13 protein-coding genes are annotated in these 15,463 nt (G+C 68.4%); 9 read left to right on the top strand and 4 right to left on the bottom strand.

Going from position 1 to position 15,463, the window contains the following annotated elements; all coding sequences use genetic code 11:
- Positions 1 to 17 precede the first annotated feature (17 nt).
- The gene (gene hisS / locus GBZ48_RS06465; protein ID WP_174470258.1) at positions 18 to 1,367 is read right to left on the bottom strand and encodes a histidine--tRNA ligase; all 1,350 of its coding nucleotides are present in this window, start codon (positions 1,365 to 1,367) and stop codon (positions 18 to 20) included.
- Between the two features lie 205 nt (positions 1,368 to 1,572).
- Here hisS and GBZ48_RS06470 point away from each other — a divergent pair, with 205 nt between their 5' ends.
- The 3 genes from GBZ48_RS06470 (at position 1,573) to GBZ48_RS06480 (ending at position 5,367) form a co-directional block, all read left to right on the top strand.
- Positions 1,573 to 2,151, top strand: a complete 579-nt coding sequence (locus tag GBZ48_RS06470; protein WP_174470259.1) for a hypothetical protein — start codon at positions 1,573 to 1,575, stop codon at positions 2,149 to 2,151.
- A 183-nt stretch (positions 2,152 to 2,334) separates the two neighbouring features.
- Positions 2,335 to 3,390, top strand: coding sequence for a dihydroorotase (pyrC, locus tag GBZ48_RS06475; RefSeq protein ID WP_174470260.1), 1,056 nt, complete (start codon positions 2,335 to 2,337; stop codon positions 3,388 to 3,390).
- Between the two features lie 57 nt (positions 3,391 to 3,447).
- The gene (locus GBZ48_RS06480) at positions 3,448 to 5,367 is read left to right on the top strand and encodes a tetratricopeptide repeat protein (RefSeq protein ID WP_174470261.1); all 1,920 of its coding nucleotides are present in this window, start codon (positions 3,448 to 3,450) and stop codon (positions 5,365 to 5,367) included.
- A 48-nt stretch (positions 5,368 to 5,415) separates the two neighbouring features.
- On the opposite strand, the gene xseA is transcribed toward GBZ48_RS06480, so the two are convergent.
- Positions 5,416 to 7,050, bottom strand: coding sequence for an exodeoxyribonuclease VII large subunit (gene xseA / locus GBZ48_RS06485; protein ID WP_174470262.1), 1,635 nt, complete (start codon positions 7,048 to 7,050; stop codon positions 5,416 to 5,418).
- A gap of 73 nt (positions 7,051 to 7,123) precedes the next feature.
- Here xseA and purD point away from each other — a divergent pair, with 73 nt between their 5' ends.
- The 3 genes from purD to GBZ48_RS06500 are packed head-to-tail and all read left to right on the top strand — an operon-like array spanning position 7,124 to position 9,202.
- Positions 7,124 to 8,410 (top strand): phosphoribosylamine--glycine ligase, encoded by a 1,287-nt coding sequence (gene purD, locus GBZ48_RS06490; protein WP_174470263.1) that lies wholly within the window; start codon positions 7,124 to 7,126, stop codon positions 8,408 to 8,410.
- A gap of 34 nt (positions 8,411 to 8,444) precedes the next feature.
- Positions 8,445 to 8,813, top strand: coding sequence for a nucleotidyltransferase domain-containing protein (locus tag GBZ48_RS06495; RefSeq protein WP_174470264.1), 369 nt, complete (start codon positions 8,445 to 8,447; stop codon positions 8,811 to 8,813).
- Positions 8,810 to 9,202: a HEPN domain-containing protein gene (locus tag GBZ48_RS06500; protein WP_174470265.1), complete on the top strand. Its 393-nt coding sequence runs from the start codon at positions 8,810 to 8,812 to the stop codon at positions 9,200 to 9,202. The genes GBZ48_RS06495 and GBZ48_RS06500 overlap by 4 nt, the downstream gene beginning before the upstream one ends.
- A 72-nt stretch (positions 9,203 to 9,274) precedes the next feature.
- On the opposite strand, the gene GBZ48_RS06505 is transcribed toward GBZ48_RS06500, so the two are convergent.
- Positions 9,275 to 10,780 (bottom strand): methyl-accepting chemotaxis protein, encoded by a 1,506-nt coding sequence (locus GBZ48_RS06505; protein WP_174470266.1) that lies wholly within the window; start codon positions 10,778 to 10,780, stop codon positions 9,275 to 9,277.
- Positions 10,781 to 11,023: 243 nt separating this feature from the next.
- On the bottom strand, positions 11,024 to 11,476 hold the full coding sequence (locus tag GBZ48_RS06510; RefSeq protein WP_174470267.1) for a nucleoside deaminase: 453 nt from the start codon (positions 11,474 to 11,476) through the stop codon (positions 11,024 to 11,026).
- 105 nt (positions 11,477 to 11,581) lie between these two features.
- On the opposite strand from GBZ48_RS06510, the gene GBZ48_RS37035 reads away from it, so the two are divergent.
- The 3 genes from GBZ48_RS37035 (at position 11,582) to oxlT (ending at position 15,400) form a co-directional block, all read left to right on the top strand.
- Positions 11,582 to 12,850: a pseudouridine synthase gene (locus tag GBZ48_RS37035; protein WP_174470268.1), complete on the top strand. Its 1,269-nt coding sequence runs from the start codon at positions 11,582 to 11,584 to the stop codon at positions 12,848 to 12,850.
- Positions 12,831 to 13,391 (top strand): 16S rRNA (guanine(966)-N(2))-methyltransferase RsmD, encoded by a 561-nt coding sequence (gene rsmD, locus GBZ48_RS06520; RefSeq protein ID WP_174470269.1) that lies wholly within the window; start codon positions 12,831 to 12,833, stop codon positions 13,389 to 13,391. Before GBZ48_RS37035 ends, rsmD begins: the two co-directional genes overlap by 20 nt.
- 662 nt (positions 13,392 to 14,053) lie before the next feature.
- Entirely contained in the window at positions 14,054 to 15,400 is a 1,347-nt protein-coding gene (oxlT, locus tag GBZ48_RS06525) for an oxalate/formate MFS antiporter (protein ID WP_174470270.1), read from the top strand.
- The last annotated feature ends 63 nt before the right edge of the window (positions 15,401 to 15,463 follow it).

A 15,463-nucleotide genomic window follows, 5' to 3' on the forward strand; every position in this document is an offset into this window, starting at 1 on the left:
GTCGCCCGCTCGTCCTCTTACCCCTCCAGCAGCGTCTTCGTGCGGGCTGCCAGCTCCGTCAGCGGAACCTCGACCTGCTCGCCCTTGACCAGATGCTTCAGGGTCGCGGTGCCGCGGGCCTTCTCGTCGGAGCCCATCAGCAGGACGACCGGGATGCCGGCGCGGTCGGCATACTTCATCTGTTTGGCGATCTTGCCGCCGTCCAGCTGGATTTCGGTGTTGATGCCGGCGGCGCGCAGCTCGCTGGCCATGCGGAAATAATCGGCGGACAGGGCCGGGTCCATCTGCGTCACCAGCACCTGGGCGGTGGGGGTGGCGTCCTTGATGATGCCGGCCTCCATCAACTGGTAGAACAGGCGGGTGGCGCCGATGGAGATGCCGACGCCCGGCAGCTTCGACTTGGTGTAGTGGCTGGCGAGATTCTCGTAGCGCCCGCCGGAGCAGACCGAGCCGATGCCGGGATGGTCGTTCAGGAAGGTCTCGTAGACGGTGCCGGTGTAGTAGTCGAGGCCCCGCGCGATGGCGAGGTTGATGCGCACCGTTCCCTCCGGCACCTGGAAGGCCTTCAACCCCTCGATGACGGTGGTCAGCTCGCCGACGCCTTCGCGGAAGAGGGCAGTCTCGATGTCGAGCGCGCCCAGCGCCGCCAGCGTCTCGGCGTTGGTGCCCTTCATGGCGATCAGCGACAGGATGGTGTCGGCCGCATGCTCGGTCACGCCGAGGCCCAGCAGGCTCGCGCGCACCTTGTCGCGGCCGATCTTGTCCAGCTTGTCGATCTCGCGCAGCACCAGGACGCGGGTGTCGGCGTCGGCGACGCCCAGACCGTCGAGCAGGCCCAGCAGGATCTTGCGGTTGTTCACGTTGATGGTGAAGCCGCCGAAATTCAGCTCGGTGAAGACATGGTGGATCACCGCCGGGATCTCGGCGTCGTAATGGGCGGACAGGCTGTCCTTGCCGATCACGTCGATGTCGCACTGGTAGAATTCGCGGAAGCGCCCGCGCTGCGCCCGCTCGCCGCGGTAGACCCGCTGGATCTGGTAGCGGCGGAACGGGAAGGCGAGGTCGCGCTCATGCTCCGCCACATAACGGGCGAGCGGCACGGTCAGGTCGAAGCGCAGCGCCAGCTCCGGCTTGTTGCCCTGCTGGATGGCGCCGGTCGACTGGACGAAATAGACCTGCTTCTCCGTCTCGCCGCCCGACTTGGTCAGCAGCGTATCCACCGTCTCGAACACCGGGGTTTCGACGGGGACGAAGCCGAACCGCTCATAGCCGCGGCGGATGGTGTCCAGCATGCGCTGGAAGGCCACCTGCTGGCGCGGCAGCAGCTCCATCGTTCCGGGCGGGGTGCGGGGCGTGATCAGGCTCATCGGAGAAGGTCCGCGCTTGGATAGGAAAAGCGTGGGTTTTCTAGCCCCTTTCGCCGGCCCCGTCACCTGCGGCCAAAAAAGGCGGGGAAAAATTTTCAGGCTCCTCGAAAATTTTTTGGAAGGGCGTGGAATGAACGGCAGCGGGGCCACGTTCATCTAAGCACGATCCCGCAACGAGGATCGCTCACCGAAATGGAGAAACCAAATGTCCGGCACCGTCTTTGGGTCGCGTATCCGCTCGTCCGTTTCGACCTTTGCGTTTGTCGCCCTGCTGGCGACGGCTCCCGTGCTGAGCGCGGGTGCGGCAACGGTCGCACCGGCCGCTCCGGCAACGCCGGCCCCCGCCGCGACGACCGACTCCACCACGACGGCTCCGAAGCTCGACCAGAAGGCCGATCAGAAGGCTGTCACCAAGAGCGAGGCCACCAAGACCGAGGCTCCGAAGGCCGACGCCACCAAGGCGGATGCCGGCAAGACCGAGGCGGGCACGACCAAGCATGAGCAGGTCGCGGCCACCCCGAAGGCCGAAGTGACCAAGACCCAGGCCGATGCCGTCGCCAAGGAACTGGGCGCCAAGCCGACCGACCAGCTGCTCGTCCAGCTCGGCAAGTACCACGAGCAGATGCTGGCCGCCCATGCGCTGAAGGACAGCGCCGCCCGCGACAAGGCGGTGGCCGACGCCCGGCAGCAGCTCGCCGGCATCGGCGGCAAGCCGGTGACCGCGGAGCAGGCCGCGAAGATCGACGGCATCCTCGGTCTGAAGACCTCGACCACCATCCAGTAAGGTCCGGGCCAAGACGGCCAGCCCCCCGCCAACGCCGGCCGGCGGGGGGCTGCCGGCTTCACTCTGTGCTTCCAGTCTGCGTTTCCAGTTTTGGGGGACCGCCTCTGTTGAGATGCCGCGGCGATGGCGATAGAACGTCGTCCAAGCTCACCGCCCCTCGACACCAGCACCGGGACCCGATCCATGCCGAACGACCGTCTTGTCATCCGCCGTCCCGACGACTGGCATGTCCACCTGCGCGACGGCGCCATGCTGAAGGCGGTTCTGCCCTTCACCGCCCGCCAGTTCGGCCGCGCCATCGTCATGCCGAACCTGAAGCCGCCGGTGGCGACGGCCGCCGATGCCGTGGCCTACCGCGAGCGCATCCTGGCGGCCCTGCCGGATGGCGTCGCCTTCACCCCGCTGATGACCGCCTACCTGACCGACGGCACCGACGCCGACGATCTGGCGCAGGGCTTCAGGGACGGGGTTTTCGCCGCCGCCAAGCTCTATCCCGCCAACGCCACCACCAACAGCGCCCATGGCGTCACCGACATCGCCCGCATCGCCCCGGTGCTGGAGCGCATGGCGGACATCGGCATGCCGCTGCTGATCCATGGCGAGGTGACCGATCAGTCGGTCGACATCTTCGACCGCGAGGCGGTGTTCATCGACACCATCCTGGCCCCGCTGCTGGAGCGTCATCCGAGCCTGCGCGTCGTGCTGGAGCATGTGACGACGGCCGACGCCGTGCAGTTCGTGCGGGCCCATGCCGCCAGCGGCCGGATCGCCGCCACCATCACCGCGCACCATCTGCTGATCAACCGCAGCCACATCTTCCAGGGCGGCATCCGTCCGCACCTCTACTGCCTGCCGATCGCCAAGCGCGAGACCCACCGGGTGGCTCTGGTCGAGGCGGCGACGAGCGGCGAGGGGCCGTTCTTCCTCGGCACCGACACCGCCCCGCACACGGTGACCGCCAAGGAGGCCGCCTGCGGCTGCGCCGGCTGCTTCACCGCCGCCAACGCGCTGGAACTCTATGCCGAGGCGTTCGACGAGGCCGGCGCGCTCGACAGGCTGGAGGCCTTCGCCAGCCTGAACGGTCCGCGCTTCTACAACCTGCCGGTCAGTGAGGAGCGGGTGGCGCTGGAACGCCGTCCGTCAGTCGCCCCCGATCTGATCCTGGTCAGCGAGGGCGACGCCGTGCTGCCCTTCCGCAGCGGCGAGACCCTGCGCTGGAGCTTTGCCGGCGCGGCGTGATGGTCTCCGGATCGGCCTCGCGGAAAAGGGCGCGGATAAGGGAAGGACGGAACGGTCATGGCGACGATCCAGGAAGCTCTGCTCATCGCCTTCGACCTTCATCAGGACCGGCGCCTTGACGAGGCGGATGCCATCTATCGTCAGATTCTGGACGCGCTTCCCGGCCATGTCATGGCGCTCCACCTGCGGGGCATCCTGCTGGGGCAGAGCGGCAGGCTGGAGGAGGGCTGCGCCCTGATCCGGCAGGCAATCGCCGGCGATGGGGCGCAGCCGGATTTCCATACCAACCTCGCCGGCCTGCTCGAGGCGCTGGGCCGGCTGGACGAGGCGCTGGACTCGATGGTCCAGGCCGCCACCCTGGACCCCACCCGGCTCGTCCAGCTCAACGATTTTGCGATGCGGTCCTTGAAGGCGGGCCGCCCCGGCGAGGCCGCGAAGGCGCTCCGTGTCGCGACCGGGCTGCAACCGCTTTCCATCGAGCTGCGCTGCAACCTCGCGGTGGCGCTGGCTGCCAACAGGCAGGGTGCGGCGGCGGCAGCGGAGCGCCGCATCGCCCTGCTGCTGGCCCCCGATGCCGCCGAGATGCTGCGGCTGTTGGGGGAGTATCTTCTGCCGTTGGGCCGGCAGGCTCCCGACGGTGAGGCGGTACGGACGCTCCGGCGTGCCCTGATCCTCGACCCGCTGCATCACGGCATCTGGAACGGGCTGGGCAGGCTGCACAAGGAGGCAGGACGATTGACGGAGGCGCGCCGGGCCTACGAGTCCGGCCTTGCGGTCGATCCGGCGGCAGCGGAGCTGTGGAACAACCGTTCGAATGTCCTGAAGGGGCAGGGCGATCTGGAAACCGCGCTGGCCGGCCAGCGCCGGGCGGCGGCATTGCAGCCGGACGAGATCGGCATCCGCAGCAATCTGGGTGACGCGCTGCTGCTCGCGGGCCATCCGGAAGAGGCCCTGGCGAACACGCAAGCGGTGCTGGCGCTCGCTCCCGACCTGGGGGAATCCCGGCTGCTCCGTGCCCTAGCCCTGCTGACCCTCGGCCGATTCGAAGAGGGGTGGGCGGCCTGGGAAGACCGCTGGACCGTGCAGCCCTGGCTGTTCGCCGCCGGCCGGTTCCCGCAACCGGCCTGGATGGGCCGGCCGCTGGGTGGGAACCGTCTGCTGATCTGGGGCGAACAGGGGATCGGCGACGAAATCCAGTTCGCCAGTCTGCTTCCGCTGCTGGTCCGGGCGGGTGTCAGCTGTGTGTTGGAATGCGAGCCGCGGCTGGTTCCGCTGTTCGCGCGCTCGCTGCCGGAGGTGGAGGTGGTCGCGCGTGGCTGGCCTCCCGATCCAGACCTGACGCGGACCGAGGCGGCCGCCCCGGACCGCCCCCCGATTGCCGCGCAAATCCCGGCAGGCAGCCTGCCGCGCCTGCTGGCGGACGCCAAGGGCGTACCGCTTTCCGCCGCGCCCTATCTGCTGGCCGATCCGGCCAGGGTTTCGGGTTTCCGTGCGGCGATTCCGGTCGGCACGCTGGCGGTCGGCATCGCCTGGCACACGACCAACCCCAAGCATGGGCGCAGCCGCAACATTCCGTTGCGCGTGCTGGCGCATGCGCTCCACCGGCCCGGCGTTCGCATCGTGGTGCTGCAATATGGCGACTGGACGCAGGAGATCGCCGCCTTGACGGCGGAGGGCATCGACATCGGCGGGCTGCCCGGTCTCGATCCCTGGAGCGATCTGGACGGGTTGGCCGCGGCGGTTGCCGCCGTCGACCTTGTGGTCTGCATCGACAACGTCACCGTGCATCTGGCCGGGGCGCTGGGGCGCCCGACCTGCGCATTGCTGCCCTATGCCGCCGAATGGCGCTGGCTGCGCGACCGGACGGACACCCCCTGGTATCCGACCGTCACACTATGCCGCCAGCAGGCACCAAAGGACTGGAGCGTGCCGCTGCGGCTTGCACGGCAACGGCTCGATGAACTGGCCGGCGGATAGCCGGCCCCGCCCCTGGCCCCGCTCCCGGCCCGCCCTGGCCGCGCGGTCTCAGAACAGGCTGCCCTGTACCGGCACCGGCCGAGGCTTGCGCGGTGCCGCCTTCTTCTCCGGCTTGGGTTCCGCCTGTGCCTCGGGCTTCATCTCCGCCTTGGGCATGCCGCCGTCGACGGTTGCTGCAACTTTGGCATCATCGGCGAAGACGATGTTGACGGCCAGACCCGGCGTCGCCTGATCGGCACGGGTGACCGGGCGGCCGTCGCGGTCTTCGATCAGGGCGAAGCCACGGGCCAGCACGCCCTTGTAGCTGTAACTTTCCAGCAATTGGCCGAGCGAAGCCAGAGACGCCGCCTTGTCGGCAACCCCCTTGGCATAGCTGCGGTCGAGGCGCGGCGTCAGGTCGGCGATGCGGCGTTTGCCGTCGGCCAGCTTCACACGCCCCGGGGTCAGCGACAGCCGGCCGGCAACCCGGTCGAACCGCCCGCCGGCGGTGGTCACCGCATGGCGCAGCGCAGAATCGAGGGCGCGGCTTTCCGACGCCAGTTTCTGCTCGGCCTGGGCCAGCTTCTCGCGCGGATGGCGCAGCTTGGCGGCCAGCTCGCCGACGCGGGTACGACGGCGCTCCAGCAGGGCCATCGCTGCAAGGTTCAGGCGCTCCGCCCGGTCGTCCAGCCGCTGGGCATGGCCTTCCAGCAGGGCGCGGGGATCGCCGAGGCCGCGGGCCAGCCCCTCCACCCGGTTGCGGCGGTCCTCCACCGCGCGGGAGGCGCAGGCGAGCAGCCGGCGCTCGTCGTCGAGGATCTGGGCCAGCAGCTCGCCGCGCACCGGTACCGCCATCTCGGCGGCGGCGGTCGGGGTGGGCGCCCGCAGGTCCGACGCGAAGTCGATCAGCGTGGTGTCGGTCTCGTGCCCGACGGCGGAGATCAGCGGGATGGCGCTGGCCGCGGCGGCACGGACGACATTTTCCTCGTTGAAGGCCATCAGGTCCTCCAGCGAGCCGCCGCCGCGCGCGACGATGATGAGGTTGGGCCGCGGAACTCGTCCCCCCGGCTGGATGCGGTTGAAGCCCTCGATCGCCGCCGTCACCTCGGCCGCCGCACGCTCGCCCTGCACCGCGACCGGCCACAGCAGGACATGGCGGGGGAAGCGGTCGTTCAGCCGGTGCAGGATGTCGCGGATGACCGCCCCGGTGGGGGAGGTGACGACGCCGATCACGTCGGGCAGGAAGGGGATGCGCTTCTTGCGGGCGGGGTCGAACAGCCCCTCCGCCGCCAGCCGCCGCTTGCGCTCCTCCAGCATCTTCAGGAGGGCCCCTTCGCCGGCCAGCTCCATCGACTCGACGATCAGCTGGTACTGCGAGCGGCCGGGATAGGTTGTCATCCGCCCGGTGACGATGACCTCCAGCCCTTCCTCCGGCCGGACAGCCAGCTTCGCCATGGTGCCGCGCCAGCACACCGCCTCGATCACCGCGGTGTCGTCCTTCAGGCGCATGTAGCAGTGGCCGGAGCTGTGCTTCTTCGGCTGGCTGATCTCGCCGCGGACGCGGACGAAGCCGAATTCCTCCTCGATGCTGCGCTTCAGCCGGCGGGCGAGGTCGCCGACGGTGAATTCCGGAAGGTTGGAGCCGGGGCGCGGTTCCGGGGCAATCAGCGGCGTGGAGGTTTGGGGTGCGTTTTCGGACGTCATGGCGCTCTTGAGTTGGGGCGCCGCCATGATACAAGGCGCGCAGATCGCAACAAGGCGGAAGGAGCGCCACCCCATGAAAGTCCTCGTCGTCGGATCGGGCGGTCGTGAGCACGCGCTCTGCTGGGCCATTTCCAACTCGCCGCTGTGCGATGCGCTCTATTGCGCGCCGGGCAATGCCGGCATCGCCGACGTCGCCACGCTGGTCGCAATCGGGTCGGAGGACGTCGACGCGCTGGTGCGCTTCGTCCAGGACAACGCCATCGACTTCGTCGTCGTCGGTCCGGAAGGCCCGCTGGTGCTGGGTCTGGTGGACAGGCTGACCGCGCTGGGCATCAAGGCCTTCGGGCCGAGTGCCGCGGCGGCGGAGCTTGAGGGCTCCAAGGGCTTCATGAAGGACATCCTGGCGAAATACGGGGTGCCCACCGCCTTCTACGAGCGGTTCAAGGACCCCGCAGCTGCCAAGGCCTATGTTCGCAAGCATGGCGCCCCCATCGTGGTGAAGGCCGACGGGCTGGCCGCCGGCAAGGGCGTCACCGTCGCCCGCACCGAGCAGGAGGCGTTCGAGGCCATCGACGACGCGCTGGTCGGCGGCCGCTTCGGCGCCGCCGGTGCCGAGGTGGTGGTGGAGGAGTTCCTGGACGGCGAGGAGGTCAGCTTCTTCGCGCTGTGCGACGGCGAGAACGCGCTGCCGCTGGCCTCGGCCCAAGACCACAAGGCGGTCGGCGACGGCGACACCGGCCCCAACACCGGCGGCATGGGCGCCTATTCCCCGGCCCCGGTGCTGACCGCGGACCTGCAGGACCGCGTGATGCGCGAGATCATCCTGCCGACGGTCAAGGGCATGGCGGCGGAAGGCAAGCCCTTCAAGGGCGTGCTGTTCGCCGGCCTGATGATCATGCAGACGCCGGACGGCCCGGTGCCGAAGACGCTGGAGTTCAACGTCCGCTTCGGCGACCCGGAATGCCAGACGCTGATGATGCGGCTGAAGTCCGACGCGCTGGCGGCGCTGGTGGCGGCGGCCGACGGGGTGCTGGACAGCATCGACCTGCGCTGGCACGACCGCACCGCGCTGTGCGTGGTGATGGCGGCCAACGGCTACCCCGGCGATTACGCCAAGAACACCGAGATCCGCGGGCTGGACAAGGCCGGCGCGGTGGATGGCGTGACCGTGTTCCATGCCGGCACCAGGCGGGCCGAGGATGGCCGTGTGCTGTCGGTCGGCGGCCGGGTGCTGGGCGTGACCGCGCTGGCGCCGACGGTGGCGGAGGCGCAGACGGCAGCCTACAAGGCGGTGGATGCGCTGGACTGGCCGGGCGGCTTCTGCCGGCGCGACATCGGCTGGCGGGCGGTGGGGCGGTAAAGGCGGCTACAAAAATAGTCCTGGAAGGGTTATTTTGGAGTTCGGTCCCAACAGATGCCGTTTGCCTCCGGTTATGGACACCGCACCCCAGACCCACGCGGCCATCGCCGCATTCCGCCAGGGAGCCGAAGCCGTGTTCGGCTCCCGCCTGGACTCGATCCTTCTGTTCGGGTCGCGCTCCCGCGATGACTATACGGACGAGTCCGATTTGGATCTGGCGGTGATTCTGAAGGATGAACCGTCGGATCCGCTGGAGGCGGCAGACCGCATCATGGACATCGCCTTCGTGCCGACCATGGAAGCGGGCAGGATCGTTCAACCTTTCGTCTGGTCGGTGCGGACGTTGCGCACCTCCCAGCACCCTTTGATCACGACGGTGCGGGAGCAGGGGGTGCCGGTGTGAGCGGGACCGTAGAGCCCCTGGCGCGTCTCGGCCGGGCCGAGGAGGCTCTGAATGCGGCGAGGCTGCTTTATTCAGGCGGTTTCCCGCGCGACAGCGTCAATCGTGCTCATCTCGCGATGGAGTTGGCGGCCCTGGCGATGCTGACCCGGCATGGCTTCGGTTCGAAGTCGCACCGTGGCGTTCAGGCTCTTTTCTTTGAGCATGTCGCCAAGCCCGGCCTGATGCCGATGGAGCATGCCCAGGCACTGGCCGCAGCGTTGCGTGATCGGCTGCTTACCGACTACGAGGAACCTGCAGCGGATGTGACGCGCGACCGTGCAGCGAAGCATCTTGCCAACGCCGAACGTTTTCTCGCTGACGTCCGCTCCCTTCTCACCGCTGCTTCCTGACGAATCCACAGCATTCGATCTCGTCCGGAAATGGGGAGAACCGCATTGCGGCGCTCCCCTTTCCGTGTCTGCTTACGCCCGCAGCCGTTCCGACGTGGAGGCGATGTTCTGCGACACCACTTCGATGTCGCGGACCACGCGGGTGACGCTGTGGGCAATCTCCTTGGTCGCCGATTCCTGCTGCGACACGGCGGCGGCGATGGTGGTGGAGATCTGCTGAACGTCGGTGACGATGGCGCCGATGCGGCGGATGGCATCGACCGCGTGCAGCGCCTCCTGCTGGACCGACGCGATCTGTGCCGCGATGTCGTCGGCAGCACTGCCGCTCTGCTGGGCCAGCGACTTCACCTCGTTCGCCACCACGGCGAAGCCGCGGCCCGCCTCGCCGGCGCGGGCGGCTTCAATGGTGGCGTTCAGCGCCAGCAGGTTGGTCTGCGAGGCAATGCTGTTGATCAGCTTGGTGATGGCGCCGATGCGCTCGGCCGAGGTGACCAGGGCTTCCACCGCGGCGTTGGTGCGGGTCGCCTCCTCCGATGCCTTCAGCGAGGCGCCCGACGCCTCGTTGGCGCGGTTGCTGATGTCGGAGATCGAAGCCGACAGCTCTTCCGTCGCGGCGGCGACGGTCTGGGCGTTGGCGGTGGCGCGGTCGGCGGCGGTGCCGACCTCGCGGTCCAGCGATTCGGCGAGGGTGGCGACGCTGCGGCGGCGCTCGCCGTCCATCTCCGCCTGCCGCAGTTCGGCCTGCTTCTGCGCGTCGATGTCGATCAGCGACCCGCAGGCGCGCAGCGCCAGGCCGTTGCCGTCGCGGGCGACGCCGCCGATGGCGCGGAACCAGCGATAGCTGCCGTCCCTCAGCTTCAGCCGGTAATCGACGTCGTAGCCGGTGCGGCCGCTGCGGTCGTTCAGGCAGGCCATGAAGGCGTCGAAGGTCGGCTTGGCGTCGTCCGGGTGCAGACGGTCGCCCCAGGAACCGACCTTGTCGGGGAAGCCGGCCGTATCGTCACGGTCGAAGCCGACGAGACGGCGGAACTCCGGCGACCAGTGCCAGTGGCTCTGCGCATGCATCGCGTCGGCGTTGTGGAAGACCGCGTCCCAAAGCCCGACGCCGGCGTGACGGTCGAGCAGCTTGGCCCGCTCCAGCTCGTTGCGCTCGGCATTGATGTCGATCAGCGACCCGCAAGCGCGCAGCGCAAGGCCGCTGCTGTCGCGGGCGACGCCGCCGATGGCGCGGAACCAGCGATAGCTGCCGTCCTTCACCTTCAGCCGGTAATTCACGTCATAGCCGGTGCGGCCGCTGCGGTCGTTCAGGCAGGCCATGAAGCTGTCGAAGGTCGGCTTGGCATCGTCGGGGTGCAGCCGGTCTGCCCAGGACCCGACCTTGTCGGGGAAACCGGCCGTGTCGTCGTGGCCAAAGCCGACGAGACGACGGAATTCCGGCGACCAGTGCCAGCGGCTCTGCGCATGCATCGGATCGCCATTGTGAATCACGGCATCCCACAACCCGACACCCGCATGGCGTCCCAGCAGAGCCAACTCTTCGGCTGCCTGATTGTCCTGGGGCTTGCGGAACGACAACATTCTTTTTAACTCCCGATGGCTGAAGGCAACAGACGCATCATGGGCATATATTCGTTAAACAAACACTTAACAGAACATACCTTGTTTACACGTATCATATGCGCCGGTTGATGAGTTCGGAAGATATTCCCCCGGATTGTCTGCGTGGTGAATTTGTTTGCATGCGTTTGATGTTGAGAAATTCTGTTTTAATGCGATGATAACAATAATGCGCATCATGCTATCTGGCCCGACGACGACGGGTCACCGGCGCTCCCTGAAGAAGTCCCGCAGCAATTTCCCGGCCCGGGTCTCGCCGATCCCGCTGTAGACCTCCGGCGCGTGGTGGCAGGTCGGCTGGGTGAAGAAGCGCGGGCCGTGGTCGACGGCGCCGCCCTTGGGGTCGTAGGCGCCGTAATAGACCCGCCGGATGCGGGCGAAGCTGATCGCCGCGGCGCAGAGCGCACAGGGCTCCAGCGTCACATACAGGTCGCAGCCAGGCAGGCGCGGCTGGCCGCGACCGGCGCACGCGGCGCGGATCGCCAGCAACTCGGCATGGGCGGACGGGTCGCACAGCTCCTCCGTCCGGTTGCCGGCGGCGGCGAGCACCGCACCCGTTGCGGGATCGACGACGACGGCGCCGACCGGCACCTCGCCGCGCGCGGCGGCGGCCTCGGCAGCGGCGAAGGCAAGGTCCATATAGCGGGGAGAGGGCATGGCCGGGCAGGGTGCCAACCGCCCGCCGAGCCCGTCAACCGGATTCCGGTGGCTGGGCGCTGGACCAGTGTTGCGGGCGGCGCGTCCAGGCCCTATGGTCCGGCCATGGACCGCTCCGATACTGCCAAGAAATCCGATTCCGCCACCGCCTCCGGTGCTGGCGGCGGTGAACGAATCGCCAAACGACTGGCGCGCGCCGGCCTATGCTCGCGCCGCGACGCCGAACGCTGGATCGCCGAGGGCCGCGTCGCGGTCAACAGCCGCGTGCTGGACAGCCCGGCCTGCGTGGTGCGCCCCGGCGACATCGTGCAGGTCGACGGCAAGGTCATTCCGGAGCCGGAGCCGGCCCGCCTGTGGCGCTATCACAAGCCGTCGGGGCTGGTCACCACCGCCCGTGACGAGAAGGGGCGCGAGACCGTCTTCGACCGCCTGCCGCCCGACCTTCCGCGCGTGGTCTCCATCGGCCGTCTCGACCTGACGACCGAGGGACTGCTGCTGCTGACCAACGACGGCGAACTGGCCCGCTTCCTGGAACTGCCGGCGACCGGCTGGACCCGCCGCTACCGCGTGCGCGTCTTCGGCGAGGTCGACGAGAGGCAACTGGCGGCGCTGGAAAAGGGGCCGACCATCGAAGGCGTGAAGTACGGCCCGATCGAGGCCGCGCTCGACCGCATCCAGGGCCGCAACGCCTGGCTGACCGTCAGCCTGAAGGAAGGCAAGAACCGCGAGATCCGCAAGGTGATGGAGTCGCTGGGGCTCCAGGTCAACCGGCTGATCCGCGTCGCCTATGGTCCGTTCCAGCTCGGCAAGCTGGAGGAGGGTGCCGTCGAGGAGGTGCCGAAGCGCGTCGTCCGCGAACAGATCGCTCCCTTCTTCGGCACGCCCGAAGGGGCGGAATCGACCGAGTCCGGCACCAAGCAGCGCGCCAAGGCCCGTGCCGAAGCGGCGGGGAAGTCCGGTCCGAAGGCCGCACCCTCGAAAGGCGGGGCGGCCGCCGCCGATGCCAAGGCGGCGCCGAAACGTGCACCGCGGTCCGCCACCAAGCGGCACGAGGCGGAAGCCGCCCGCACCGAAGAGACCAAGCCGGCGCGGCGTGGCGGGTCCACCCGCGGCACCCTGTCGCTCGGCGGCGGCTCGGCGAAGCCAAGCCGGTCCGGCAAGCCGGAGGGTGCCCGTTCCGACGCCCCGCGGTCCGAGGGCGCACGCTCTCGTGACGACAGGCCCCGCGACGGCAAGGCTCCGGGCTCCAAGCCGACTGGTCCGAAAGGGGCCGGTCCGGCGCCGCGGGGCGGTCCGAAGGCAGGCGGCGGCGAGAGGTCCGGCGGCGGGGCTGGCGGACGGACGGAGCGCCCGCGTGCGGATCGTCGGCGGTAAGCACCGCGGCCGCAGTCTGGTGGCACCGGGCGGGCGCGATACCCGCCCCACCACCGACCGCACCCGGCAAGCCATCTTCAACATCCTGGCCCACGCCGACTGGGCGCCCGAGTTCGAGGGCGCAGCGGTCGTCGACGCCTTTTGCGGCACCGGCGCGCTGGGGCTGGAAGCCCTGTCGCGCGGTGCGTCCTGGTGCGGCTTCCTCGACATGGGCCGGCCGGCACTCGACGCCGTGCGCGCCAATGTCGAGGCCCTGCGCGAAACGGCGAACGCCCAGGTTTTGCGCGCCGATGCGGCCAAGCCGCCGCCGGCCCCCCGTGCCTGCATGCTGGCCTTCCTCGACCCGCCCTATGGCCAGGGGCTGGCGCCGCGCGCGCTGGAAGGTCTGCTGCGCGCCGGCTGGCTGGCCGACGGCGCGCTCGCCGTGGTTGAGGTCGCCGACCGCGACCCGCTGCCTCTTCCCGATGGTTTTTCGGCGCTCGACGAGCGCCGCTATGGCGACACCCGCGTCGCCTTCCTGATGGTCCGCCACCTGGCCTGACCGCATGGACGGTTCCCGCTTGCCCCGCCCTTGGCGTTGCGGATCAGTCCTTTAAATCCCCTGAGTTCCATTTTTTGCCGGGTCCGCTCACCCGCCGATGGGGGCGCATCCCTGGCGTTCCAAGGCCTGCACCTGTGTTTTTCCATCATGCGGAAAGACGAAACGGATTGTTGAGTTCCAAAACAATCCGAGCAAAACATTATGTGTCGCCGATGCGGTTCCTCTATGGAAACGGCGGCATCTATCTATCTCCTAAGACTGCACACCCTCGTTCGAGGGGGCCGTGCAGGTACCGGCACGGCTTCTTTTTACAGAACACGCGACCTATCGGCTGATCCGATAATATAACCGGTGTGGACCGCTCGCCGGATTGGGTGTGTAGGATAAGTTTTACTTGATCAGTCTGTATGCCTACGGCGTCGATCCGTCCGTCGGTGTCTTTTTGTCCCCGGTTTTGGCATACCAGATTACATATCTGGCATTCCTAAATCGGGACAATCGAACTCCGAGCGATTGTCGGCATCCGCGCCGAGTTCCGGAAAGGAACCGTCAGCAAGAGCGGTCCGTCCGGGTCATTCCGCAATCGTGATTGGCGTGCCGGTCCCCGGGAGAGGGGCCGTGCCGCCGGCTCAGGCAAGTTTAAGGGAGGCACGATGGCTCATATGAATTCACAACCGGCAGCGGAATCCGCGGCGCCGGTGACCGACGCGGTGCGCTGGACGCAGATCGTCGTCGGTATCGTCTGCATGGTGGCGGCGGCCAACATCCAGTATGCCTGGACGCTGTTCGTCCCGGAAATCCAGGCGACCCATGGCTGGACGCGCGCATCGATCCAGACCGCCTTCACCATCTTCGTCGTCGTGCAGACCTGGCTGACGCCGATCGAGGGTTACTTCATCGACAAGTACGGCCCCCGCGTGATCGTCGCCGCAGGCGGCTTCTTCACCGGCCTGTCCTGGATCATCGACAGCTATGCCGGCTCGCTCAGCATGCTGTATGTCGGTTCGGCCATCGGCGGCATCGGCGTCGGCTGCGTCTACGCCACCTGCGTCAACAACGCGCTGAAGTGGTTCCCGGAAAAGCGCGGTCTGGCGGTCGGCCTGACGGCGGGCGGCTATGGCGCCGGTTCGGCCCTGACCATCCTGCCGATCTCGGCGATGATCCACAGCAGCGGCTATCAGGCTGCCTTCTTCTGGTTCGGCCTGGTGCAGGGCGCCATCATCATCTGCGCCGCGCTGTTCCTGCGCATGCCGCAGAAGGAGCAGGTCAAGGCCTCGACCAAGGTCGCCCAGACCCGCCGCGACTACACGCTGGGCGAAGCCGTCCGTACCCCGGTGTTCTGGGTGATGTGGGCGATGTTCATCGGCACCGTCACCGGCGGCCTGATGGCCGTGGCCCAGCTGGGCGTCATCGCCCACGATCTGGGCGTGAAGGAAGCACCGGTCAGCGTCTTCGGCCTGACCATGGCGGCTCTGCCCTTCGCCCTGATGCTCGACCGTGTGATGAACGGCATCTCGCGCCCGCTGTTCGGCTTCATCTCCGACCACATCGGCCGTGAGGCGACCATGTTCGTCGCCTTCACCCTGGAAGGCGTCGGCATCATCATGCTGAGCCGCTTCGGCCATGACCCGATGATGTTCCTGATCCTCAGCGGCATGGTCTTCCTGGCCTGGGGCGAAGTGTACAGCCTGTTCAGCGCCACCTCGGCCGACACCTTCGGCACCAAGCATGCCGGCAAGATCTACGGCGTCCTGTACTGCGCCAAGGGTGTCGCCGCCCTGCTGGTTCCGCTGGGCAACCTGCTGATGGAAGCCACCGGCACCTGGGCGACCGTGCTGTACGTCACCGCCACCATGGATCTGACCGCCGCGGCCTGTGCGCTGCTGGTCCTGAAGCCGATGCTGGCCCGCCACCATGCCCGGAACGAGGAGCTGGCCCGCCGCGCCGAACATGGCGATGCCGCCCGCGCCGTCCCGGTCGGGGCCGCCGCCGGCACCGCCAACGGCTAAGGGGAGCGGTTAGAGAGACAGTCGGGGGGCTTCGCTCGGAAGACTGACTGACGGATGCGGGCC

The sequence above is a fragment of the Azospirillum melinis genome (genome assembly GCF_013340935.1).
GTDB classification, from domain to species: domain Bacteria; phylum Pseudomonadota; class Alphaproteobacteria; order Azospirillales; family Azospirillaceae; genus Azospirillum; species Azospirillum melinis.